This is a genomic window from Methanolobus sp. WCC4 (assembly GCF_038022665.1).
In the GTDB taxonomy this organism is placed as follows: Archaea; Halobacteriota; Methanosarcinia; order Methanosarcinales; family Methanosarcinaceae; genus Methanolobus.
In genome coordinates this window covers 2114560-2139870 of the sequence record NZ_CP150629.1, presented here as the reverse complement: position 1 = coordinate 2139870, position 25311 = coordinate 2114560, and the positions used below count along the sequence as shown (strand labels likewise).

Annotated in this window: 11 protein-coding genes; 3 read left to right on the top strand and 8 right to left on the bottom strand. The window is 42.0% G+C overall.

Going from position 1 to position 25311, the window contains the following annotated elements:
• Positions 1 to 75 precede the first annotated feature (75 nt).
• Positions 76 to 6180, top strand: coding sequence for an RHS repeat-associated core domain-containing protein (locus tag V7O63_RS10155; RefSeq protein WP_340818400.1), 6105 nt, complete (start codon positions 76 to 78; stop codon positions 6178 to 6180).
• A 169-nt stretch (positions 6181 to 6349) separates the two neighbouring features.
• On the opposite strand, the gene V7O63_RS10150 is transcribed toward V7O63_RS10155, so the two are convergent.
• Positions 6350 to 7084 carry an integrase gene (locus tag V7O63_RS10150; RefSeq protein WP_340818399.1) on the bottom strand — a complete coding sequence of 245 codons (735 nt, stop codon included), beginning with the start codon at positions 7082 to 7084 and terminating at the stop codon, positions 6350 to 6352.
• A gap of 628 nt (positions 7085 to 7712) precedes the next feature.
• On the opposite strand from V7O63_RS10150, the gene V7O63_RS10145 reads away from it, so the two are divergent.
• Entirely contained in the window at positions 7713 to 9740 is a 2028-nt protein-coding gene (locus V7O63_RS10145) for a hypothetical protein (RefSeq protein ID WP_340818398.1), read from the top strand.
• A gap of 58 nt (positions 9741 to 9798) precedes the next feature.
• Here the strand turns inward: V7O63_RS10145 and V7O63_RS10140 are convergent, their stop codons facing one another.
• The 5 genes from V7O63_RS10140 to V7O63_RS10120 all read right to left on the bottom strand — a co-directional run bounded on the left by V7O63_RS10140 (position 9799) and on the right by V7O63_RS10120 (position 17754).
• On the bottom strand, positions 9799 to 10371 hold the full coding sequence (locus V7O63_RS10140) for a tetrahydromethanopterin S-methyltransferase subunit A (protein WP_340818396.1): 573 nt from the start codon (positions 10369 to 10371) through the stop codon (positions 9799 to 9801).
• Between the two features lie 139 nt (positions 10372 to 10510).
• Positions 10511 to 12958, bottom strand: a complete 2448-nt coding sequence (locus tag V7O63_RS10135; RefSeq protein ID WP_340818394.1) for a heavy metal translocating P-type ATPase — start codon at positions 12956 to 12958, stop codon at positions 10511 to 10513.
• Between the two features lie 139 nt (positions 12959 to 13097).
• A complete protein-coding gene (locus V7O63_RS10130; RefSeq protein WP_340818393.1) occupies positions 13098 to 13301 on the bottom strand; it encodes a cation transporter in 204 nt (67 codons plus the stop codon).
• A gap of 384 nt (positions 13302 to 13685) precedes the next feature.
• Complete coding sequence (locus tag V7O63_RS10125; protein WP_340818392.1) at positions 13686 to 14969, bottom strand: multiheme c-type cytochrome; 1284 nt, start codon at positions 14967 to 14969, stop codon at positions 13686 to 13688.
• Between the two features lie 328 nt (positions 14970 to 15297).
• On the bottom strand, positions 15298 to 17754 hold the full coding sequence (locus V7O63_RS10120) for a Cache 3/Cache 2 fusion domain-containing protein (protein ID WP_340818391.1): 2457 nt from the start codon (positions 17752 to 17754) through the stop codon (positions 15298 to 15300).
• 1002 nt (positions 17755 to 18756) lie between these two features.
• Between V7O63_RS10120 and V7O63_RS10115 the strand changes: the two genes are divergently transcribed.
• Entirely contained in the window at positions 18757 to 20052 is a 1296-nt protein-coding gene (locus V7O63_RS10115) for a multiheme c-type cytochrome (RefSeq protein ID WP_340818390.1), read from the top strand.
• 30 nt (positions 20053 to 20082) lie between these two features.
• Here V7O63_RS10115 and V7O63_RS10110 read toward each other — a convergent pair whose 3' ends face one another.
• A complete protein-coding gene (locus V7O63_RS10110; RefSeq protein WP_340818389.1) occupies positions 20083 to 22491 on the bottom strand; it encodes a PAS domain S-box protein in 2409 nt (802 codons plus the stop codon).
• Between the two features lie 423 nt (positions 22492 to 22914).
• Positions 22915 to 25203: a PAS domain S-box protein gene (locus tag V7O63_RS10105; RefSeq protein ID WP_340818388.1), complete on the bottom strand. Its 2289-nt coding sequence runs from the start codon at positions 25201 to 25203 to the stop codon at positions 22915 to 22917.
• Positions 25204 to 25311: the final 108 nt, after the last annotated feature.

The following is a 25311-nucleotide window of genomic DNA, read 5'->3' as shown; positions in this document are numbered from 1 at the left end:
ATATTTATTATTCTATAAGCGGTTTTAAGTGGGCTAGAGTGTCTATCATCCCGTTTATATCATGGAGTTGAATTCATGGTAGAGATAGAACGTTATATCCAATTAGAAGAAGATAATCAATATTATTCCTATTCCATTGATGAAAATGGTTCTCTTATTAATAAAAAAAGGATAACTATTGTGGAGGCACTACGCTATTATGCTGAAAGTCATCTTTCAGTAAATGGTTTACCAATTTTCCAAATAGATGATACTGGTACGATTGTCAGTACACACAACGCTGACGATGAGGATTTCTATTATCTTGCAGTTTCTCCTGCCGCGACCCTAATAAGAAACTCTTCTTTTTCATTGGAAGAACAAAATGCTCAACTAAGGGCAGCACTCACCCATCCCGACATTTTAAGGATTCTTCTGCGTTTTAATTCGAGAGAAACTCTTCTTTCTATATGGCCTGATTTAGATGAAATATTGGCAGGGCGAAACCCATTTGATCCCTCCGCAGATTCACGTTCTATTGGAGGACTGGAACGTCCAAGTTCTGCTCCCATACAACTTTCTGGTGGGACCAGTACATCAGATCGCAGGGGTTCTCAACCTCCTGGAGACTCATCAAGTGGGGGTGACCCTGTACTGCTTGCTTTAGGTGACCTTATATTAAGTGAAATTGACTTGGAGATACCTGGAGTTGGTTTAGATATACAGTTTAGTAGAACCTATCGACACAGGATTGACTATGATGGTCCAATGGGGAAACAATGGGACCATTCCTATAATCTGTGGCTTAGGGAAGCTTTAGAGGATAATATCAAAGGTGGTAAGGATTTTGTAGTGTATGTTAGCAGTGGATCGCTGCGAATGGATAGATTTGTTTTGAAAAATGAAGGTTTTAATGTTCCAGATGACTTTACCGGGGTTGCTGATGCAATATTTGGAAGCCCAGCAGGAATTCATGAGTGTTTGATAAAAAAGTCTGGAAAATATATTCTTCTAAGTCCTGAAGGACGCCGAATCTTTTATAATGAAAATCTTAAGGCTGAACGCATCTCTGATCTCAACGGGAATGAAATCCTCTTTGAGTATGAGGATTATCTATTGATTAAAATAATTGATACTTCAGGGCGGGAGATTTGTCTGAAATATGATGATGATAGACGTCTTGTGAGATTGATTGACAAGGCATCTGATCGTTGGATTCAGTATGAGTATGATTCGGCTGGAAGGCTTGTTGAGGTTAATCATAGCACTGGTCGTGAGGAGCAATTTCAGCGGTGTCACGGTTATAGATATTTGGGAAATCTTGCACCCATGGGTATGGAAAATAATATCGTGGAAGTGATAGACCCGCGTGGTATTTCAATCTTGAGAGTTCAATATGGCACCCAGCCTAAGAGGCTTTCTTATAATAGAGTAGTTGCACAAAAAGAAGGAAAAGGAATATGGATTTATGACTACGAATCTATTTTGCCTATATCCTCTGATCCTCAACTTGAACCTCATAATTATGGAAGAGTTAGGGTTTATGTTCAATCTCCTGATGGAAACATCCACGAATACGAGTATAATGATTTGGGCAGAGTCGTTTCCTATTCCACAAGAGAATTTGTAGAGGGATCTTTTCGTACTATTGAATATTGTTATCGTTACAATCTCGACGGCCGTGTAATTAGGGAGGAGCGCCCTGAGGGTGGAGTAATTGAATATCGTTATGGTCGAGAGGAATATGAAATCATAATAGGAGATCCTGAAACCGCTCCTCCAGTTGACAAGGCCAGATTTGGGGAACTACGAAAAGTAATAGAATATGCTATTCCTGGTTCCAATTCCCCTCCAAAGAGGATTACTACCTTCACCTATCATCCAACTTTCGGATATATTGAAAAAGAAATCGGTCCATATTATGCGGGAATTGATGAGCTGCCTATAAATGGTCCTCCTAGCGTCACTCGCAAATTTATCTATGACGAGAAAGGAAACCTCATTCGGGTTGAATATCCTAATGCAACACTCCCTGATGGAAGTATTCAGTCTGAGAGGCAGATAATTCTTGAAATTGATAATAGGGGAAGATTAGTACGGCGAAGAATTCCTATGTTCTCAGAAAGCGATTTGGTTACACGCTACGATTATTTTGATACTCTTGGGCTGGAGGCATATATCAATAAGGAAATCTGTGATGAAGAGGGCTTTGCGCTCGAAAGGGAAATGGAATGGGATTTTGGAGGCCGATTGGTAAGACTTCGTGAAGCAGACGGTCTTGAAGTAAAAAAAACCTTCGACCATTTTGGTTTAGTGTTAAGGGAAGAGCTTTCACCTCATGTGTCAGGTGGTCTTCCGGGGATAACAGAATTTGACTACACAAAACACGATCGAGTTGCTAAAGTAAAAAGTGTACGAATGAATAGTAATGGCCGTTTAGATTATTCTGGTACTCTAATTCAGATAATTGAATACGACGATTCAGGCGACCCTGTTAAAGTATTGGATCAATCAGGAGATGGGTCTATTACTCGTAAAACAATTATGGAGTATAGTCCAGATAGGCTACTTATCAGTGCTATGAACCCACGTGGAATGGTCACTAAATTCACATATAATTCCAGAGGGCAAATTAGTGATCAAATTTTAGCATCCGGAACTGCTGATGAGGCAAAGTATATTTATTCATACAACAGGGAAGGCCAACTTCTATCTGTGAGGGATCCTCTTGGGAACGTTGAATGTTGTGAATATGATGGATATGGGCGCATCTCTCGTAGAATTTCTCCCTCTGGAACCATTGAAAAACTAGAATGGGATGCGTTGGATAAGTTAACCAAGCGTATTATATATGGAAAGCATCCAGATGCCGGTGAGAATACGCGATTGGCTGAAGAGGAGTTTGAGCGTGATGAAGGTGGACGCTTACGAAAAAGTATTTTATTTGTTTTTGATCCTGCTGGAGAGGACTCAGAAGAAAAAGCTGAGACGGTCTTTTTCTATGATCATGCGGACCGTCTAAGAAAAATCGAATTTCCGGAAGGTGAATTTATTTGTTATGATTATGATGGGCTTGGGCGTATCATTAAAATTGAAGATGCTGAAAGCAATCGTATTGAAAGGGAATATGACACAATCAATCGAACAACTATTGAAAGGGTTTTTGCCACGGCCAGCCAGCCGGATGGAACTTCTGTGGATGAAATGTTTCAGACCAAAACCATTTTTGATATACTTGGGAATCCTATTTTGTTGGAAGATACCCTTGGAAACCAGCGCATTTTGAAGTGGGATAGTACAGGACGCAGGGTCCTTGCGAAAGATGAACTTGGATTTGAAATCAAAGAAACACGTGATGCCTTTGGTGATCTTCAGGAAATGATAGTAGCTAAAGGTACTACTGAAGAACTCCGCCTTCAGGTGGTGCGAGACTCGGCAGGTGAAGTCCAGCAGATAAATGGCCCGAAGGGACGTGTTATGGAGGTTGAACATGATATACTTGGTCGTCCCATCATCTACAAATATGGCCCTTCTGGCAGTAGTGAGGTAATTGTACAACATAGATATGATGCTATGGATAATCTGGTCTGGCATCAAGATGGAAACGGAGTGATATCCCAGTTTAAGTATACTGGCGATGGTCACATTGAGCGACAGGAAATTGATCGCAGTGCATTGCAAATTCCTGCTGGTGCAGCGTGGTACCATGTGAACGGCCCCTCACTCATTAAATTCTCTTATGATGGATTAGGTCGTCCTACCCACGTGGCTGATGGCAGAAGTTTTATTAGGCAACGTTATGACTCTAGAGGCCTTCTCATTTCTGAAAATACTGATGGTCTTACGGTCTCTTGTGAGTACGATTCAGCATCACGTTTATCGAATCTTAAATACCCAAATGGAAGGACATTAAAATATGAATACGATTTAGCTGGCTGTCTAACAGAAATCCATCAAACTGCTATTGGTCGTAATGATCCTGGATCCACAGATATGACTAATTCTATTCTACAAGCATGCCCTCTTGGATTTCGCGGATACACTGCTAGAAAATTTGGTGAAGCATTAAATGCTAGGACTCTTCGAGATCCAGCTGGGCGATTGATACATCTCAATTATTATAGAGAAGATAAGAATGAACCCATTTTAGAAATTTCCAGAATTTTTGATTCGCGTGGATTGCCTAAAGTAATTCAAACTGATCAAGATAGTACAGTATGGACTGAATCTATACAAGCAGATGCACAAGGTCGGGTGATAGATGTAATGCAATCAACAAATATTTCCCTCATTGATATTTTGTCTTTCAGTAATGTTGGAACAAACGTGCTATCACAGTCAGATTTTGATAACCTTTCTTCAAATATATCTTTGAGTATTGATTCAGATCCCGAAAAAGAAGAAATTCTCTTTGAACTTTTCAATGATGGTCCTAGAGAACGTACTATCCACCGAAAAAGTGGGAGTATTTTAGAAACCATCAATTACTCTGTTGATGAATCTGGACGTTATACATCCATAGAAGGTGTTAACCGGATTCATGATGGTCACGGGAATCTCATAAAAAATGGAAACTTTAGTTTTGTCTATGATCAAGAGAATCGTCTGACTACAATTTTTAAGGGGGCAGACATTTTACTTAAGATTACCTACGATCCTTTTGGTCGCATGCTCACTGTTTCAGAAGGCGGAGTAGATAAACGGTATGTTTACCAAAATCATTCCATTATTGAAGTCAGAAGTGCAGATGGTAATCCTCTAGTTCAATATGTACATGGAATATCAGAAGCAGACCTCGTTCAAATCGCGCAGTGTGGAGCAAACTTTATACCCTTAACAAATCTATCAGGGTCTCTTGTAGGTATCACAGATAGCTCTGGAAATTTAATCTCCACTACTAATTACGACGTATTTGGACAACAGATTGCAGCTACAGAGCCTGCTTTGCAGAATCAGTATGGTTTTCACGGTATTTGGAGAGCTGATTCACAAAACCTTTACTTGACCCCATATAGGGTTTATGACTCAACTACTGGAAGATTTTTACAGCCTGAGCCTTTGGGCATTATAGATGGAATAGATCGCTATGGGTTTGCCAAAGGCAACCCATATGCATGGACTGACCGTCTCGGACTCTCAGCAACAAATAATGTTCCAACTGGAAGTAATGTTCAAGGTGGAAATAGCTCAGATGTAGGTGGAATAGGCGAACACCATGAATTATCTTGGTGGGGGAGAGGAGTTTTAGCGATGGGAGGTGCCGTATGGGCTGTTACCAATATTTTCGTAGAAGGTGTAAAGCAAGCTGAAGACTTGAGTGGTGTCATTATAGAAGCTATTGGGATTGCGACAGGCTGGTGGGACTATCATCACGAAGTTGTCAGTGGGATTGGTAAGATGGCTGAAGGGGGGATGGACATCAGCGATGTTTTTTCGCAGATGGGTAAGGGCATTATCGAAACTCCTGGTCGCATGTGGGATGCGGCAGAGAAGGGAGACTGGCTTGAATTTGGCTCAGAAGGTATTAACATCTACACACTTGGCCGGAGTGGCTTTGGCTTTGCTCGCGCAAGTACTTCTTTTGCCTACAATCGGGGTGTCAATGCTTTACATCGCTTAGGCCCTCGCGGACTTCAAAGGAGAGCCCGTATTAGAAATAATCAGCTGGGGAGAATGGCTCCCCGTGTACGTCGCATAGCGGGGGCAAAAAATGATTTGAAATTCAGGTATGGTGGGGATCCACCGGAACTTAATTTGTATGGAAGGTATAACATAGTGGAAAATATAGCTACTATATATGAAACTTCATTTGTGCCTAAATTTCGTGCTCGACTTCCAACATTAACACAATTTAATCCAACTTATGGTATTCCAAATCGTAATTTTTTGTTTACAAGTCATGGCATGTCTCGCTTACTTCATGGAAGAAGTATTTACACTACACCCGTGCATGAGGCATGGCATAGTGTTCAATATGCTGGTGCTCCAAAATGGATTATGCAGAATGCTGGACTAAAACCCTCTATCATAAATCCAGCTGAATATACATTTCCAGGAAATCCTTTTCCAGGAAATCCATTTCAAGGGGCTCATAACTTCGCTTTTTCTCATGCACCCCCTTCCCCCTTCTCAGTTGCTTTCGGCACAAGTTCCGCATTGTTGACTAATTTCACAAAAGGGGGTGAATCTAAAGAGAAATGAAGTTAATGTTATCAAAATCAGTAAACATTGATTTATATTATTGATAGTGTTAAATCCTGCAAATAGGGTTTTTGCCCTTATGTTGAATTCTTGCTACCCTCAATATAGTGTAAAGATGCGATACGAAAATGAATGACCTAACCTCAAATAATCAGGGAATTATTGCCACTCATATAACAAAGTTCCTCAAAATCCTCCTATACTCCTCTTTCGACTGCTGTACCTTATTGAGATAGTGAGCACTTCCTACAGTAGCAGGTGCTCTTCCCTGAATAAAATCAGCCAAACTCTCAGTAACTCCTTCTTTAATCATCAAGTTAAGGTGCCACTTGCGAATAGTCTTTGCACATACACGATTATGCCTGATTCTCTTGGCATAGTAATCGTATCCATAGACTTTGCCGATGCTTTTCAGTGTAGTAATGAATGAAGATGGGAAGTATATCTGGAATGTCTTCTTTGTTCCTGATGAGAAAGCAGCTGATGGGTAATGTGCAACCTCTCCATCTACAACAATATTGCGTTCATCAAAAGTCTTCAGCATCTTGTGAATATGAGATAGTCGATTTCCAGAGTACATCAGCAACTTATAGATAGGTTTCAATTCTTCATGATAACTCTCATATGCTTCCTGAATCTCTTCATCTGTAACATAGACTTCATAGACATTTGATTTCTTTATTTTGACATAACGCCGCCATTTCTGAATAGAATATCCACAGACATCATCAATGTCCTCATCTTCAAAATAGTTGAACAAATTACGTAATCCACGCTCTTCTTTGTCTCTCAGATCGAGCTTCCTGAAGTCCTGTGGTTTTTGAACTGATTCAGTAGAAAAGAACCGTTTAAGAGCGTTATAATAATCTCTCTTTGTTGTCTGAGAAACATCTTTATCGTTCAACCAATCCTTGAAAGATTCCTTGTGGTGGGCCCATACATCATTCAGTACCTGTGGGTGTTCTGCATGGGAAGATGTCCGGCTCTCTTGCACCGGTATATATTCGCAAACGGATACAGGGGAGGCCTTTACACGGCGGGGGTCATGAGTTCGAATCTCATCGGGCCCACCACACTTATCTATTTCTCTTGTAGTTTGTTTTTCAGAGTTACTACACTTTTCTTCTCATTATTGTGGTGTTGAGCGCAGCGATGCACCTCGATTCGCGCTCCAGAAGCGTCATCTGGGTTGTGAATGGCATCGGGCCCACCACACTTATCTATTTCTCTTGCAATTTGTTTTTGCAGAGTTAACAAACTTTTCTTCTCATTATTGCGGTGCTGAGCGTAGCTTAGAACCTCGCTTTGTGCTTCCGAAGCGTCATCGGAGTTGCGAATGGTATTGACACACCGTCACACTTCTTTATGTTTTAGAATACATGTCCAAATTTCATTTCTTGATAACGATAATCAAGCGCTGATCAGCTGATATCTTTATATATATGCATATATATATCCCCCTAACTCATTTATATTTTACATATAGTTGTTGAGGTGGTTCTATTAAAAAATTACATATAATATGTGTATTGTTGCTCCTGATCCTGTCATCAGGATGCACAGGTAAAGATGAGCTTGTTTCACAGAGTATCAGCCCGGTCGAGGATAGTACTGTATCAGTGGAGCAGCTCACTGTAGAGATACCAGCAGGTACGATCGCTACTGAGGAGAAACTGGTCATATCCAGTGTGGAAAAGATACCGGATGTGGAACTGGATGCACTGACACCTCTGAGATCCTACGAGATAGAACTTGGAGATGAAGGTTATTTTGAGAAAGAGATCACACTGAGTTTTGACTATGATGCTTCCCTGGTGCCTGAAGGTATCGAAGCTTTAGATTACTTCACGGTTGCCAGCTATAACGAGGAAGACGAGGTATGGGTTGAATCTCAGTTTGATATTGTTGATGATAAAATAGTTGTAAAGACAACTCACTTCTCACCATGGACATTGTTCGGTCTTTCAGATGGCTATGTTGTATCCACAGCCCCGCACTTCACCATCAAATTCGATGACAGCCTGGATGCAAGTGGTCTTGGTGCATATGAGATATATGGATACACTGCGAAGGTCAGGTCATTGCTGGAGGAATCCTATGATGCCTACGTGAACGCAGGCTTCACGGCTCCCAAGAACAAGATATCTGTCTATGTTATCAAAAGTGATGAATCGTACTACAATCCACTCACAGGTAACATTATCATAAGTACTCAAAGCTACAGCGATGTTGCCACCAAACAGGAGATCTCCCATGAGCTTTTCCACCTGTTCCAGAACCAGGTATTCTATAGCAGGGGTATGGACATGAGAAGGTGGTGGATAGAAGCTACCGCAGATTATGCAGCAGATGAGATCGCACTGAAGACCGGTGCCATGGGCAAGGATGTCAAACCCAGATACCTTGAGACTACCATTACCACTGTCGATTCAAATCACGAATATTCAACATCTCACTTCATAGACTACATGGCTTCCAACGGAGTTCCATTCAAGGGAATATGGGGTGCTGTTGCAAAGGATTCAGCATTCACAGGTGTGGATTCATCCCTTGACAGTTATATTAAGGAGAACCACAAGTCCAGCCTGAAAGACGAATATGCAGATTTTGCAGGTTTCTTCCTCTTCAATGCGAACAGTCCTATAAAACTAGAGAAAGGACTCGATGAGGAAGTTGTAGCCTACAAGGAAGACATTTCCACAGGTGATACCACTGAAAAGGTAAAGGTTAAGCTTAACAGCGGTTACACTGCAAAACTCGTAGCTATCACTGCAGATGTACATTCAGGATCAACGACCAGGGGCGTATCCGTAGAAGCTCTGAGCGGAATGAATGAAAACAATGTCATCCAGCTGTACAAGGCAATAGATGGTGAAAGGACAAAAGCGGTGTATGTTGCATCACTGACCGATAATGGTAAGCAGGCTCAGGTTTCCCTGAAGGAGAATGATGTCCTTTATGCTGTGGTCATCACCGGCGGTTCAAGTTCCGATCAGGAGATAGAACTGGAGATAGAGGGAAGTCCAAAGGAAGAAATGATCCCGGTGGAGTTCGAGCAGACCTATTATCTTGAAGGTGGAGGAAAGGTCGACATAACTGTTGAAGGAAGTATTACCGGATTCAACAACCAGCTCACATTCGTATCTAAAAAACCGGGCTATCCTTCAGAGATACTTGACATAACAGGTTTTGTGACCCATGCGGACCAGAAGACATCAAGGATAACTCTGACACCTGATGCCGAATTCGCCTCCGAGTCATGGAGATGGGATTCTGCCAACGAGTACTGGGTGACCAGTATCAGCAATCCAAGGTACAGGATATATTACTATGGCCCCGGTCCCGACTATGCGTATAACGAAAGGGAGAGCTACGGCACACTTGAATTTGTGATCCAGCCTCCTGCTTCAAAGGACCAGCAGCTTCTCGCAGATGTCAACCTTAAATGGGATTATACAACAGACCATTACAGGTCTACAAGTGATGGAGAAGAACTGGTAAGCAGCGATAGTGGAGTAGGCGGTGTGAACTTTATGCATGTGCTTGTCCACGCAAACTGATAATGGGACAAAGTAAGGAATAAAGCAGGTAACCGGTGTGATCTGATACCGGTGACCTCTATTTCTTTATCTTCGACATGGTGTTTTGCTGAACTATATTTTCATACTTCTTCCAGCTATTTTCATCGATCTCAGGCATTATATGGTTCGCTGCTTCTTTTCGTTCTTTATGGATACAGGAATCTATTTTGCTCTGGATTGTTCCACGATCAGTAATATCAATGAGATCTATAACTTCGATCTCTCGCAGAAAGCGGTTTATTGCGGTCATGGGTATCTCATCCAGATAAGGGATCACTCCTATTGATCCGATTATCTTTTTATAACCTCCCATGGCCGAAACTCCGTTCTCTATAAGTGCCATGATAGATTGACCTGCAAAATGCTTACTTTCTTTACCGCAAAGTATCAGGCAACTGATGTTGGGATTTGAAAGTACATTTACGATCACTTTCTGTATGCCAAAATTTTCCGTAAAACATGTGCCACATATTGCATAATTCTGTAGACCAAGGGTATGGTGATCAGAGGATAGTGTCACCACAGCAACCGAAGATTCCGGATCACCTATGATATAATCTCCATCTGTTAAGGGCCAGCTATTCGTTTCCTGTGACTCTGTTCTTATCATTGACATTCACCTTAATTGCTGATTCCGTTACTCTTGCTTTAATTCTACTCCATAATACGATATTACAGTATTAGGATTCTTACTCCTCCTTTGTTGACACATCTTCAAGTAAAGAAGCATCCCCGGTCTTCTACAGTGGTCAGGTTTCGGGTTCAGGCTCAATATTTGTGTTTTTGAGCCTCAATGAGTTAAGAACAACCGTCAGTGAGCTCATTGCCATTGCACCTGCTCCTATCATGGGGTGAAGTAATCCAAAGAAAGCTGCTGGTATAGCTACTGCATTGTAGATCCAGGCCCAGAAATAATTCTCTTTGATCTTACGGAATGTGAATCTTGACAATTTGATAGCGGAAACAACCGACTTGATGTTCCCTCTCACCAGAGTGATATCAGATGATTCGATCGCGATATCAGTACCCGTACCTATGGCAATTCCTATGTTTGCCTGTTTGAGTGCGGGGGCATCATTGATACCGTCCCCTACCATTGCGACTATACCATATTCAGATTGCAACCTTTTTATCTCATCCACTTTTCCCCCGGGCAGGACATCGGAGATCACATAGCTGATCCCGACCTTTTTTGCCACAGCTTCTGCTGTCATATTGTTGTCTCCGGTGATCATTGCGGTCTTTATACCCATTCTCTCGATCTCCCTGATCGCCTGAATGGAATCTTCCTTGACAGTATCCGCAATTGCGATGATACCTGCTATTTTTCCATTCATTGCCACCAATACCACCGTTTTGGCATCAGCTTCGAGATTACCCATCTTCTCCTCAAATTCCTGATGATCGACATCGTACATGGAAAGGATCTTTCGGTTCCCCACGAGAACCTCATGGTCATTGATAAGACCCTTCACACCTTTCCCTGTTATCGATTCAAAATCCATGACCTCATGAGTACTGGCTCCGTTCTCTTCTGCTTTCTTGATTATGGCAGCTGCCAGAGGATGCTCTGAAACCGACTCCAGGCTTGCTGCATAGGACAGCAGTTCTTCTGATGAGAGGGAACCTGATACCAGTACATCGGTTACCTGAGGCTGGCCTCTTGTAATTGTACCGGTCTTATCAAAGGCAATGATATTAACATCCTTCATGGTCTGTATCGCCTCACCACTGCGGATCAGAATGCCTCGCTGTGCTCCCATTCCAGTTCCGACCATCAGGGCTGTGGGGGTTGCCAGTCCAAGGGCACAGGGGCAGGAAATAACAAGTACTGCCGTTGTGGCAAGGAGTGCAAGTGTGAATATAGGGACATTTGTATTGCTCCAGGGGAAGTTGAAATACTCAACTATCGATATATGAAGATCAGGAAACAGTAACCACGAGATCGATGCAGCTATGGCTATGATGATAACGGTTGGTACGAAGTACCCGGTCATCCTGTCAGCAAACTCCTGTATAGGGACCTTTGATCCCTGTGCCTGCTCGACCATGGTAATGACCTGTGACAGGAAAGTATCCTTTCCGACCTTTGTGACCTTTACCCGGAGTGAACCATTCTGGTTGATGGTGGCACCGATGACCTCATCCCCTTCTTTCCTTTCAACAGGTAGCGATTCACCCGTTGCCATGGATTCGTCCACAGTACTGCTGCCGGAAACCACAACTCCGTCTGTCGGTATCTTCTCACCGGGTTTTATAAGCATTATGTCATCCAGATCAAGCTCTTTAACAGATATCTCTTTTTCAACCCCATTCTCAATAATACGGGCATTCTTAGCTTCCAGGGCGATAAGTTTCTTGATTGCCTGGGATGCCCTACCCTTTGCTTTTGTTTCCAGATACCTCCCTACAAGGTGCAATGCCATGATCGTAGCTGCCATTTCTACAAATGTGGTAACCGGGAACCAGATACCCAGCATGCTGAGTAAATAAGGGATAAGGGAGCCCATTGTTATGAGCGTGTCCATGTTAACCGTTCTGTGTTTCAGAGCTTTCCAGGTTGCTCTGTGGGTATCAGCCCCTGCTATAAATACAGATGGAATGGCCAGTATCAGGGTGATGAAGAAATAATAGGGAATGGTCATAAAGAACATCTGAACCATCATCAGGACCATGATCATGCCGGCGAAAATCGATGCCAGCCACATCTTGCGTGCCGCTTTGTCTATTGAAAGCTGTTCACGGTCAACTTCTTCTTCCTCCTCTTCTTCAAAACTCATCGTATAGCCGGAATCATGAACAGCTGCTTTCATGTCATCGACAGATGCAGCAGATGGGTCGTATGAGATCGTTGCTTTGGATGCGGCAAAATTGACATTTGCTTTTTGGACACCGGGGATCGAGGAAAGTGATCTTTCAACTGTTTGTGCACATGTCGCACAGGTCATTTCACCGATGTCGGCAGTGATCGTCCTTGCTTTCCTGTCCGCGGGGATCGCACCGTATCCGGTATCCTGAACAGCTTTTACCAGTGCATCCATATCTGTGATGTCCGGGTCATATTCCACAAACGCTTTTTCGGCAGGCAGATTTACACTTGCAGATACAACACCCTCTGTTTTTCCTAAGGCATCTTCAACTCGTTTTGCACATGACGCACAGGTCATCCCTTCGATCTCTAATACTGTCTTTATCACACTCTCACATCATTGATGTTCTTGTTTTATCCGGCATCTAAAATGCAGATATATAATGTGTTGTCAGATCTGATCTATCTGTTGATCTGTACTTTCATTACTCCCTCGCAGCAAAAATAAATCTATATTTCAAACGATGTCAGGCTTTATATCCGGAATCATTGACCGCTTTTTTAATCGTGTCAATATCTGTTGTTTCCGGATCATAGGATACACTGGCTTCTCCTTTCTCCTGATCTACATTGACAGAAGAGACACCTTCAACTCCATTTATTGCTTTTGTAACGTGCATCTGGCAATGTCCACAGGACATACCCTCTACCTTTATAGTCGTTTCAACCATTTTCAAACTCCCATAAAGAAATGGGGAATTATCTGATTAATACTTTTTCCGGCTATGTAGAATTCCTGCCAATTGCAACTTTGAACGCAGTAACTTTAAACAAATATCTTGTTTCAAAAGTCATCAGGATGGCAGCAAAGGAACGTGCCACCTGCAGTGGATGGTCGCCTTGTTCTTTGTTATTCAATTGTTTTTGCAGAACTACTGGAACCACAAGGGTGCAGTAGATAGCAGTTTCATCAACCGGAAGTCATGGATCACTTTACCGATCCCGGAGGGTCCGGCGAAGCCGGCATGATTCATCATTTTCATGATCGCGCACACATTGTGAACACAAAGTCATTCAGGAAAAAAATAAAAGAAAAGAAAAGAAAAGGAGAATTCTTATGGTCTTCTCCTTACGATCAAATACCCTGTCGCAATCATCAAAGTCGCGGTGATCACTCCAAATCCGGGCGTTGCCTCTTCAGTCGATGTCATGGGAGCAGTATCCTCTTTTGCAGCATGGGCAGTTACCATGGGTGTTGTTTCAGCAGCCCATGCCTTATCCTTGTCCGTGTGACACTTCAGGCAGGCATACTCCAGTGTTAGGTACGAATTTGCATATTCCTTTCCGCTTTCTTCATCAATATATGTGAACTCTGCATCAACGCTGGTATCGATCCTGAACAGGTGTGACCTTACATCTGCCACGTAAGGGGATGTATTGACCGCTGATCTGGCGCTCAGTGGCATGTGGCAGTCCAGACATTCAATTCCTGCTGCTCCTTTTGTTGAATTTGCATAGATTCGGGCGGCTTCAGCATGACAGTCTTCGCATTGTGTGGTTATGCCAAGTCCTTCTGTAGGATTTGTAGCACCCGCATGTACTGGCTGGTGAGGGTCATGGCACACAACACAGTCAAATGTTGACATTCCGCCGGATGCCAGCAGTTCCTGATATTCCTCGTGATGCTGTACAAATCCTCCGCCTGAAGGTATTTTATCATCGTCCTCTCCTCTCCTGTGGCACTGTCCGCAGAAAGAGGCACTTGGATCCACATTGATAGCAACACCTTCTGCACCACCCTGTGCCACATGTTCGCTGCCAGGCCCGTGACATGCCTCACATTGAACACCTCTGAACTCCCACGAACCGGGAATGCCGGTTAATCCTTCCACTCCTTCATCATAGGATGCGCCTGTAGTATGACATTTAAAACAGTTGTACTCCAGCAGTATCCCTGCATTATAATCCACCCATTCACCGGTCTCAATGTTGTACTGGTTCGAACCGTTGACAGCCATATTCTCCCCGGTCTTTGTTATGATGTATCCCTGTTCATCGATATATCTGGCTTTCCATCCCCAGCCACCGTTCACAAAGAGTATATCGTCTTCCATATAACCAGCAGGCAACGGCAGATCAGCTCTCATCTCCAGAGCTTCCTCAGGAGTAATGAGTATGTACCCATGACCCGTTGTTTCCCATTCTGCATATTTTTCCGCGTGACAGAGGCTGCATTCCTCAGCTCCGACATAAGTAGCTCCTTCTACAGGCATCACCACCGGCGATCTTTGATCCCCAATAACATAATTTTCTGCATTTGCTGACACGGAAAGGACCATAATGATCACGAATGTGATAATGAACACTACCGATGATCGATCGTACCATTTTAGTTTCATTCTATTTCCCACTCCAATTACTTTAGAATTGCAGGCCAGAGATCAAGTCAGTATGCGTGTTTATTGGATTCAGACATGCAATATGATGGACCAAAACCCAACGTAGTGTCATAAGATATGCGTTTGTGCAGACAGCGCCAACAATAATAGAACAACATAGCTAACGCTGAAACAATTGCACTAGTGAAACCAAGAGTATCCGGACCCCGTGCACCCATCATATAGCCGCCCCACTACCGATCGGGTAATATCCTTAAAAGGGGTTGTATTCAAACCGATATAAAGTTTTCTACTTCCGTGGAAACCTGTTTTGGTAAAAAGGCATAGATCATCCGTTCTTCAGATCAATTGGTAATGTAAAAGTAAATGTGCTTCCCTTGCCTATTTCACTTTCAACGCAGATATCACCTGAATGCATCTCTATGTAGTGTTTTGTAATAGCAAGTCCTAATCCTGTTCCATCATGACTGCGGTTTGCAAATGAACTGACCTGTTTGAATGGGTCAAATATGGCTTTCTGCTTGTCCAGAGGAATACCAATACCATTATCACACACTGATATCTGAACGCTGTCATTCAGTATTTTTGTATCCATCCAAACTTTGCCATTTTCAGGTGTGAATTTGATCGCATTGCTAAGAAGATTATATAATATCTGTTTAAGCTTCATCCTGTCAGCATTTATTTCCAGCTTTTCAAACTCAGTATTAATTCTGAAACCAATGCTTTTCTCTTTCATCAGAGGGTCCATCACTGATGTTATCTCATAGATCACTTCCTGCATATCGATCATCTCTGGTGTTAACTCCATATTACCCGATTCAATTTTTGAAATGTCGAGTATAGCATTGATCAATTCCAGCAGGTGCTTGCCGCTTGTCAGTATATTGGACGTATAATGCATTTGCTTTTCATTCAGGTCCCCAAATATCTTATCGTTCAGGATCTGGGAAAAGCCGATAACAGAATTAAGTGGTGTACGCAGTTCGTGACTCATGTTTGCAATGAATTCCGATTTTGTTTTATTTGATTCTTCAGCCAGGGCTTTAGCCTGAAGAAGAGCCATTTCTGCCTGCTTACGTTCAGTTATGTCAATTGTTGTCGCCATAATCCTTTCAACATCATTGATGGTTACAGGACTCAATCGGACATGTTGCCAGAAATACTCATTTTCTGCATTTATGCTAAGCCATTCCAATTCCTGTGTTCCTTCAGTGGCAGCTTTATGGATCAGGTTGAGTGCTTCATTAAAGGAATATGGTGGATCTGTCCAGAATTCATTTGCTTTTAGTTGCTCAAGCGAAGAAAGACCATACATTTCGCAGGTCTTGGGATTTGCATCAATTATCTCACCGCTTTCCCTGTCATGTATGATTATCGAAATAGGTGCTTCTGTGAAAAGTGCCCTGTACTGTTCTTCTCTGTCACGAATAGCTTTTTCTGACTCCTTGCGTTCGGAAATATCACGGTAATTCACAAGAAATCCATTTATTGCAGTTTCATCAAAAAGGTTAATACCTATAAATTCCGCCCATTTGTAGTCCCCGTCCTTGCAACGGTACCTTGCTTCTATGCTTGTGGTAGCTTTTGGTTCAGTTGATATCCCATGGAGTGCTGCCTGTGCCTTTGCAACATCATCAGGATGTATCTGTTCCCATGCAAAGTTACCAACCAGTTCCTCAGGCTTCCACCCGAACAATTTCTCTACATTTGGGCTTTTGTACCTGTTAACTCCATTCTTATCGATAATAGCGATAACATCGGAAATGTTCGTCACCATTGCACTGAGCTTTTCCTCATTCTCTTCCACAGCATCCAGTACCTGATTGAAACCCCTGGGTATCGCCTCCAGATCGACACCAACATCAATATTTGCTCTCCTGTCCAGTTTACCCTGAATAGTAGCATTGGTTATGTCATCAAACTCAGTAACAATTTTTTGAATTCCACCGGAAATAGATCTGCTTAGAAGGAATGCAGCTAAAACACCAAGAATCACAAAGACCAGAACAGCCATTATTATACTGTTCCTGATCGCTAGCAGGGGATCTGCAAACTCTTCATAATAAGTAGTTGATACTATATGCCAATCACTTGGCTCATAGTAAGTGTAGCCAGCAATTTTATCACGTCCCTCCCACTCATAAGCAATAATACCTTCTTTGTTATTGATGATGTCTTTTGCAAAGTCATACTCGTAGACATTCTCACCTTCAAGACCAGGATGAATTATAATATCTCCTTCTGAGTCCATTATATAGATATATCCGGTCTCACCTACAACAATTTCATCAATGTGATCCCTTATCGTACTGATAAATGGCTCTTCAAGAACACCAACGTAAAGAATACCGATGATCTCACCTGCACTATTTCTTATAGGTTCATATGCGGTCAGATACCAGGCATTGACCACCCATGCCCTTCCGTAGAATGTTTCACCTTTGTTGACAACTGTGTCATAAACCGGTTGTGACACTATGGTACCGACTGCTCTTTCTCCCTCATTAGTGATTACGTTAGTAGAGATCCTTACAGCTTCTCCATCCAGTACCTGAAATACAGTCGCAGTCCCTCCGACCATATTCTTGACATTGTCAACGATCTCGAAATTGTTGTTGACAACATAATCTTCCCCCAGTACCATTTGTCCATTTATTATCTCGGGATCACCTTTCGAGTAAAAAACGGTCCTTGCAACCCCCAGGTCACTACTTACTTTGTCCTGTGCAAGGGAGAAAGTAGACTCGATATATACCTTTTCAATTAACAACTGGTCGTTCAAATAGTCTTCTAATTGAGACCAGGTGCCAGCTTCTGTTTGCTCGTAAGCATAAAAGCCAACTATAGTTACAGGTAATATAGTTAATAACAAAGATACTATCAATATTTTATGAGCAATACTTATTTTTTTCAGATCCACGAGGCATACCCCGGTATACATGAAATAATTTCACCTGAATATACAAACCCGATCAGTTGTTTCCAGATATTCTTGATAACAATGGCCGGGACAGGTGACTAACTCTTCATTAGCTAACGACTTGCCAGAGCCTGATAGTTCTATGTTGTTATTGAATAGTTGTGTGCAGTCTACCTTTACTTTATCGTGGATGCAGGAAGGTATGTTCTTCTTTTTCATTATATTCCTTTCTTGACAGTTTAAAGTCCGGTTATTCTTTGGTCTCTCGGACTTCTGGATGAAGATCACGGGGATATACATATAGTTAGTTTAACTTTTGCACAATGATTTATATTAATGTATCATGTTATATTGTATATAAATATTCTGTATTTAATAATTTTCTAATGATTAAATAATCTGATAAGGACATTGATGATGTTTTATAGTTAGTTCAATATTTAAATGCACTAAATTATAAGTGCAAAATATACTATAATCTTATTTTGACTGTTGGACTTTATTCAGATAATACGTACTTTCAATAGTGCTCAATATTGGAATAAATGTGGCGGAGACAACTATTCACAATATTTCATTCTGTATATAAAAAACGGATGTTTGATAATATGCTACTTCCCCATTCACAACAATACTGCAGTAATCAAAGGTTTCTAGTATGGCATGTACATGAGAATGCCGATTACATGAGAATATCAACAGTTGTAAGTTTTCGTTTGCACTTTTTTAGCCAACCTTTTTATCAAAGTTCTGTCTATTTTTTTAAGGGGACATTTCATATGATCCTACAGGATCATTGTGATCAAGGGGTGGAACATGAAGGTAGCATACTTATTAACATGGACATTGGTCGTAATTTTTGTTTTGATCATCCAAACAGGTGCAGCGGTCGAATACGGACCCGATAGCTGTCTGGATTGTCACGGTTCTATGGACGTATTTCCGGTGATAGTAGATGACTGGGAAAGCAGCAAGCATGCAGAGGAAGGTATATCTTGTGGGGACTGTCACATAGCCGACCCTGATGACCCTGATGCCAGGGTTCATTTCGGACCTCATATATCACCCGTGGTATCAGCAAGTGATTGTGGGTCATGCCATGCCAAAGAGTTCGAAGAGAATACCCGAAGCCTGCATTCCCTTGGTGCTCTGTACTATGAGGTAGATTTTGACAATAAGGCATTGCCATATCTTGAAAGTAAGATAACGGTCGACGGTGAGACCATTGTGAACCATGATGCTACTGTCAACGGCTGTCAGGCATGTCATGGGACCAATATGACCGGTAAGAGTACGGATGATCCCAAAGTATGGCCAAATAACGGGATTGGAAGAATAAATCCTGACGGAAGCCCTGGGTCATGTGCCGCCTGCCACACCCGCCATCTTTTCTCAGTTGAAGAAGCAAGAAAACCTGAATCATGTGAACAATGCCATCTTGGGCCGGACCATCCCCAGACGGAGATATACTCCGAATCCAAGCATGGGAGCATATATAATACCGAGGGTGACCAGTGGAACTGGAGTTCAGAGGAATGGATAGCTGGTGAGGATTACAGGGCACCTACCTGCACTGTATGCCATATGTCCGGGACGGATGAACTCGAAACCACGCATGATGTGAGTTCACGTCTTTCATGGGAACTTGAACCTCCTGTATCAAGACATACCGACAACACGGCTAACATATTCGGGACTCCCATCAGTGATGGGTCCACGTGGCAGGAAAAGCGTGACCGTATGTACTCCGTGTGTGCACAGTGTCATTCAGGTGACTGGATCACGAATTACTATGAAAATGCAGACAATACTGTTGAGTTATACAATAAGAAGTACGCAGGAGCAAAACTAATAGTTGATGAGCTCAGGGAAGAGGGACTGCTGACCGAGCAGAACTTTGATGAACCCATAGAGTTCAAGATCTATGAATTCTGGCATCATGAGGGCAGACGTGCAAGAATGGGCGCATTCATGATGGGTCCTGATTATGTACAGTGGCATGGATTCTATGAATTGCTAAAAGATGAGGCTGAACTTGAAGAAATGGCAGAGCAGATCAGAAAGAGTTCTGATAGTCCTGGCTTGCCGGGATTTGAAGTTCTGCTTTCAGCTATCTGCATTCTTGGTGTAGTCTTTGTATATTTGAAAAAGAGGGTGTGATATCTGGTCTTTGACAGGCCTGTAGAATGTTCATTCTTCTATGGGCTTGACCGGGATCTCGAATGTGAAGGTGCTGCCTTTCCCCTCCTCACTTTCAAGATGTAGCTCTCCGTCATGCATCTCCACATATTTCTTAACAATATTAAGGCCAAGTCCTGTTCCCTCATACTCACGGGTGAAGAAACTATCGACCTGTTCGAAAGGTTCGAATATTCCGGGCTGATCCTCTTTTGCAATACCAATACCGGTATCTGATATCGATATCGTGATTTTATCATTGTTGTGACCTGCCTTTATGCTGACCTTTCCACTTTTCGGGGTGAATTTGATAGCATTAGAGAGGAGATTGTACATGACATCTCTTATCTTGTTACGGTCTGCATATATCTCGATGATCCCGTTATCGATCTCGTTTACTATATCTATATTCTTGTCAATTGCAGCCGGTTTCATTGATGCTACAATCTCGTCGGTCAGGTCATTGATATCGAATATCTCATATGCGAGTTCCATCTTTCCGGCCTCTATCTTGGAAAGGTCCAGTATATCGTTGATAAGGTCCGTTAACTGATTGCCACTTTTCAGTATATTTGAAAGATACTTTGTTTGTTTCTCATTGATACTGCCGGGTATTCCGTCGTATAGCATCTGGGAAAAACCCAGGATCGAATTCATTGGCGTACGCAGCTCATGACTCATATTTGCAAGGAATTCCGATTTTGCCCTGTTGGCATTCTCTGCTTCTGCTTTTGCATGAAGAAGCTCTTCTTCTGCCTTTTTCCTGTCAGTGATATCTGCATGGGTCCCATACATGAGAAGAGGCTTGCCTTCTTCATCCCATTCAGTGACCTTTCCACGGTCAAGCACCCATACCCATTCCCCATTCTTATGGCGCATACGCACTTCACATTCATAGTAATCCAGTTTTCCGCTAAAGTGTTCTTTAAGGAGTTTGTCGGATATTGCAAGATCATCCGGATGATTAAGGTCTATCCATGTCTGGATGCTAATGGGGGACAGTTCTTCCAGTGAGTAACCAACGATCTCTGCCCATCGTTCATTGAACAATGTCTCGCCAGTTTGCACGTTCCATTCCCATGTGCCTACATTCGTCCCTTCGATAATGTTTGCAAGACGCTGGCGTTCCTCAAGCAGGGCATCCTGTGCTTCTTTGCGCCCGGTGATGTCCCTTCCAACGCCCAGCACTCCTATGATCTTTCCGTTAGAGTCGTACATGGGACATTTTATGGTCTCCAGATATTCTTCATGACCATCATCTGCATAGGTGATCAGTTCTTCATTCACACTGGGCTTGCCGGCTTCCATTGCTTTTACATCTTTTTGCCTGAAGAAGTCTGCAAGCTCCCTGTCTACAAAATCATAATCTGTCTTTCCACTGATATCTTCTTCCTTTGCACCAAAGAAACGCTCGAATTTTGTATTACATGAAAGATAAACCCCGTCAGCATCCTTTAACCATATGAGGTCGGGGATGGTATCTACCAGAGTCCGTAGTTGTCCTTCTCTGTTGATCAGTGCATTTTCGGCATTCTTACGTTCAGTGATGTCCTGGAAAACAGTAGCAAATATATCTTCGTCAACTTTGTAGGCACTGATATGATAATATCGGTTCAATGGCTCGGCAAAATCTTCGAAGCTGATGGGATTACCTGTAATTGCCACTTCACCATATGTTTTGATGTAATGTGCATTTTCAATTCCAGGAATAACTTCGGTCACACATCTTCCAATGATGTCGTCGACTTTGAGTCCTGTATGTTCTTCGAATGCTTCATTTGCCTCAAGGAAGACATAATCGATTGGTTCACCTTTGTTGTCAAGAATTATCCGATGGATCGCTACGGCATTAATGGCATTCTCAAAAAGACCCCGGTATTTCTTTTCGCTTTCCCTTAATGCTTTTTCAGCACCGATCTCTCTTGTGACATTCCACATGGAATCCATTAGCAGGTTAAGCTGGAGCCTGTCATTTTCCGTGTAATCCGATCCTTTGTTGGCGACCCCCGCTACAGCAACGATCTTGTTGTTCCTGAAAACAGGTATCGTCATGAACCTGTGAAGCTCTATATGACCTTCAGGATAACCTTTCTTCAAAGGGTTTGGAGCATGGAAATCATTGACTATTATGGTTTTACGCTGCCGCACTGCTTCTCCCCATATACCTGTACCATGCAGCTTATAAGTGGTCTGAGGCTTAGCAATCTTACATTCTTCCATTGCTTCTTTAGACCAGGTATTAAGAGTGAATTGCTTCGTTCTTTCATTATAATGGTAGATATAACCTATCGCACTTCCAGTGAGCTTGATAGCCTCCTCAAGTACAATATCCAGGAATTCCTGTACAGAGTCATGTTTTGACTGAAGGATATCTGTGATACTTTTCAGTCTGTTCTTTTCAAGGGTAAATCTATCTTCCATGCAGCCTCATTTGTTGCGCACTCAAAGCCGGACCGGCCAGCTTGAGCTCGAAAATAGTAAACAAATGTTTGAGATAAGTTGTTAGATCCATTTTTTCACAATAATGTCTGTGTATATTTACTATTATTCAGCAACATATATATAACAAATCGCTATAATTATATTTATAGTACTATAATTTAATCAGTATGTACCTATTGTGCTTATATTTTCTGTTTCTCATATCAGTTGCAGGGGTGAAAGAAAATAAAGTTTGATGATCTGTGATTATTCTGGCAGTTAGGAGCCCTTCGTTTCCAGTGCGAAATATACTACAATTAATATTTAATTAAGTGGCCTTAATGTGTATAACCAATGATTATTCTATCATTGAGTATGCTGGGTAGACGTGGATTTGTAATGTAAGCTAGTTTTGGTCAGCAACTATTTATCTTCCTTGCTGATCGGAATTGTTAAAGTGAATGTGCTTCCTTTTCCAACCTCGCTTTTAACACTGATCTCGCCTGAATGCATCTCTACGTAATATTTGACAATAGAAAGGCCTAATCCGGTTCCTCCATGCGTTCGGTTCGTGGCTGAACTGACCTGTCTGAATGGATCGAATATAGCTTCCAGTTGTTCTAAAGGAATGCCTATGCCAGTGTCAGACACAGATATCCGGACACTGTTATTCTCCATTCTGGATTCAAGACCTATTTTCCCATTCTCCTCTGTGAATTTGATAGCATTGCTAAGAAGATTATACAATATCTGTTTCATTTTGATCTTATCAGCATTCATTTCCAGTTTTTCAGACCCGCTGCTGACTTTAAGATCTATATTCTTCTCTTTTATCAGGGGATCTGTCAATGCTGTGATCTCATCAATTACTTCTTTAAGATCGATTAGCTCAGGCTTATATTCCATATTTCCTGATTCTATTTTTGAAATATCGAGTATATTATTGATCAGTTCCAATAGGTGCTTACCACTTTTTTGTATATTGGATACATAATCCTCTTGTTTTTTATTCAGATCCCCAAAGATCCTCTCACCCAGTATCTGGGAAAAACCAATGACCGAATTAAGTGGTGTACGCAGCTCATGGCTCATGTTCGCAATGAACTCTGATTTTATCTGATTTGATTCTTCAGCCAGTGCCTTGGCCTGAAGAAGGGCCATCTCAGCTTTTTTGCGTTCAGTTATATCCTGTATCATTCCTATGACAACATTCCTCTCAGCAAAATATTCTGCAGCAGACCGTATATCACGAATTTCCCCATCATTGGACCTTTTGATCTTGAATTCAACTTCATAGGGTACATTTCTTTTCAGAAGGTCCATCATCGCTTCGAATAGCATCTGCCTGTATTCCGGCAATGGTATATCCTGTATCTCATCGATCGTGTATTCCTTTTCCCCGATCCCGTAGATCCTTTTTGCTTCTTCAGATGTATCGACCTTACGTGAATTAAGGTCGAACTCCCAGCTCCCGATGTTTCCAATACTTTGTGCAGTACGAAGTTGCATTTCTTTTCTTTGTAACTGGACCTCTACCATCTTACGCTCGGTAATGTCTGTTAAGAACAGTGTGAGCCCGAAGACATTTCCTTCATGGTCCTCAAGAGGACTGTAAACATTCTCATACCATCTTCTATCAAATAATGAATCACCGTATTCTTCGACGATGGTGAAGGCCTCGCCTGCAAGTACCCTGTCAAAATTCACCTTTGCCTTTTCTGCATCAACAGGACTTTTGATATGGTCAAGCATGCTGTCACCAACCTCTATCCTGGCACCCCAGATATGTTCCATTGTCATCTGGTGATTCCTGTTAAAGGCGATATACCTGTAATCTTTATCAAGAGCGAATATAACAACATTCTCAGGACTTTCAATGACTTCCTGTAAGAGCTTGTATGCCTGTCTGTACTTCTGCTTCGCCTGTTTCAGGGTTCTTTCGTTCTTTTTACGTTCGGTTATATCTATGTGAGAACCTGCCATTCTGCAGGGTTTTCCATTCTCATCTCTAAGAGCGACCCCTCTGGTAAGTACCCAGATGTAATTACCATCTTTATGACGGAAGCGAAATTCGATATGGTATTCAGATATCTCTCCGTTCAGGTATTTTTCAAGATAGTCGAGTACTCTTTGTTTATCTTCAGGGTGGAGTCTCACCTCAAAGGTAGAAAAGGAATTCTGGAGTTCATGATCGTCATATCCGATCATTTCCTTCCATTTAGGAGAAAAGTATAGCTGGTTACTTTCCAGGTCCCAATCCCAGATCCCTTCCTGTGAACCATTCACTGCCAGCATGAAACGTTCGCGAATTTTTTCCAGTTCCTCACTCTTTTGCTGTAAAGCATTCTCAGCTTCCTTTCTCCCGGTTATGTCGATCGATGCTGACATGACACATTCAACACCATCGATCGTAACAGTATTCAGCCGGACATATAACCACAGATCCTCGCCATTTTTCTTCTTATGAAGCCATTCAAACTCCTGGGAGCCTTCGGAAATAGTTCTGTGTATGAATTTTTGTGCTTCATTCAGTGAGTACGGTGGGTTGAACCAGATGTTGTTTGCCTGTAATTCTTCCAGTGAAGAAAATCCAAATGAATTATAGGCTTTAGGGTTAGCATCGATTATTTCACCACTTTCCTTGTCGTGTATCATTATGGATATCGGTGATTCTATGAATAGTGCCATGTATCCGGATTTATCTATAACCACACTATATCCCTCATCGGTGTATGATCTTTAACGATCTCTATGTTCTTTATCTCGAACTATCTATCATTTAGACATAACAGAGATATATCACATTTGCTTATTTGTTAC

Coding starts and splice junctions, on each gene's coding strand:
- V7O63_RS10155 (WP_340818400.1), top strand. CDS start 76: ATGGTAGAGATAGAACGTTATATCCAATTAGAAGAAGATAATCAATAT.
- V7O63_RS10140 (WP_340818396.1), bottom strand. CDS start 10,371: ATGATAAGAACAGAGTCACAGGAAACGAATAGCTGGCCCTTAACAGAT.
- V7O63_RS10130 (WP_340818393.1), bottom strand. CDS start 13,301: ATGGTTGAAACGACTATAAAGGTAGAGGGTATGTCCTGTGGACATTGC.
- V7O63_RS10125 (WP_340818392.1), bottom strand. CDS start 14,969: ATGAAACTAAAATGGTACGATCGATCATCGGTAGTGTTCATTATCACA.
- V7O63_RS10110 (WP_340818389.1), bottom strand. CDS start 22,491: ATGGAAGATAGATTTACCCTTGAAAAGAACAGACTGAAAAGTATCACA.